At 60.4% G+C, this 1,271-nt stretch carries 1 protein-coding gene; it reads right to left on the bottom strand.

Features of this window, described 5'->3' with window-relative positions; genetic code table 11:
• Positions 1-31: 31 nt before the first annotated feature.
• A complete protein-coding gene (locus AC1DE4_RS31750; protein WP_477884752.1) occupies positions 32-1,177 on the bottom strand; it encodes an IS630 family transposase in 1,146 nt (381 codons plus the stop codon).
• Positions 1,178-1,271: the final 94 nt, after the last annotated feature.

Below are 1,271 nucleotides of genomic sequence, written 5' to 3'. Positions count from 1 at the left end.
CTAGTAGCGCGTTTTCGTGGTTCGAATCATATCAAGCAGCCTCGGCGAGCTTGTATGACCATGTGTGGATGACGGGATGACGATTGATGTCGTCGATACCGGCCATAATGCGTTCCTTGAGCTCGTGTTTTGAGGTCACCCGGATGTGGCGCAGGACGGAGCGGGCGAACTTGGAGAAGAAGCCCTCGATCAGGTTGAGCCAGGAGCCGTGTTTGGGCGTGAAGGTAAATTCGAAGCGGCCTGCCGGTCGTTKATCGAGCCAGGCTCTGGTTTCTTTCGAGATGTGTGCGGAATGATTGTCGAGGATCAACTTGATGGCGGTGCCGGCCGGATAGGCGGCATCGAGCAGCTTGAGGAATTCGATGAACTCGCGGCTGCGGTGGCGGTCCTTGACGAGCGCGTGGACCTTGCCTGTCAGCAGGTCAATTCCAGCCAACAGGCTGAGCGTGCCGTGACGTTTATATTCAAAATCGCGCGCAAACGCCGGATGGACGCCCGGCACGGGCGGCAAATCCGGCGCCGTCGTCGCGATCGCCTGGATTCCAGGCTTCTCGTCGTAGGAGACGATCGCAACCCGCTTGCCCGATTTGTTCGACCGGGCGGCGGCCTTTTTCAGGACCTGGACCTCGCGATAGACACACAAGACCTCCGCCATCTTCTGCTCGAACTCGGCATCGCGACGTTCCAGATAGTAGCGCATCTTGTGCGGCTTGATTTCCTCCTGGCCAAGGAGCTTGCTCACCGTGCCCTGAACCAGACGGGCCAGACAGGAATGCCCGGCCCCCGGTCCGTGCTCGCGCGCATGGCGGGCCAGCAGCCGCGTCGTCCACAGTTCGTGCGGATAGCCATGGTCCTTGGCCTTGTCGCATGCCAAAGACACCAGCCAGGCCTTGGCCTCCGGCGTGATTACCGGCTCCTTGCCCGGACGCGGCCGGTCGTCGAGTGCCGAAAGCGGGCCATAGCTCTCGGCGCGCTCAACACAGCGCTGGACCGTCTGATGATGCACGCCAAGTCGTCGTCCCACCGCAAARAACGACGGGTTCTCGCGGTAGGCCAGCAGCATGGCTGCCCGCGATACCCGGCTCGCCGGCTCGGTTCGAGACCGCGAAAGAGCTGTCAGCGTTTCGATCTCTTGCTCGCTCATCGCCAGCTCAATGACTCGCCGCCTTGGTGCCATGATGAAACTCCTCATTTGAATAATCTCAAACCAGGAATCCACCAGCGCACGTCAGGTTCCATCAAACGCCGCTTTCATGGAATCGGTCGTCTAG

It is taken from the genome of Rhizobium sp. 10N414, from assembly GCF_056394785.1.
The sequence above is the reverse complement of the archived record's forward strand: the minus strand, read 5'-3'. Positions and strand labels throughout refer to the sequence as shown.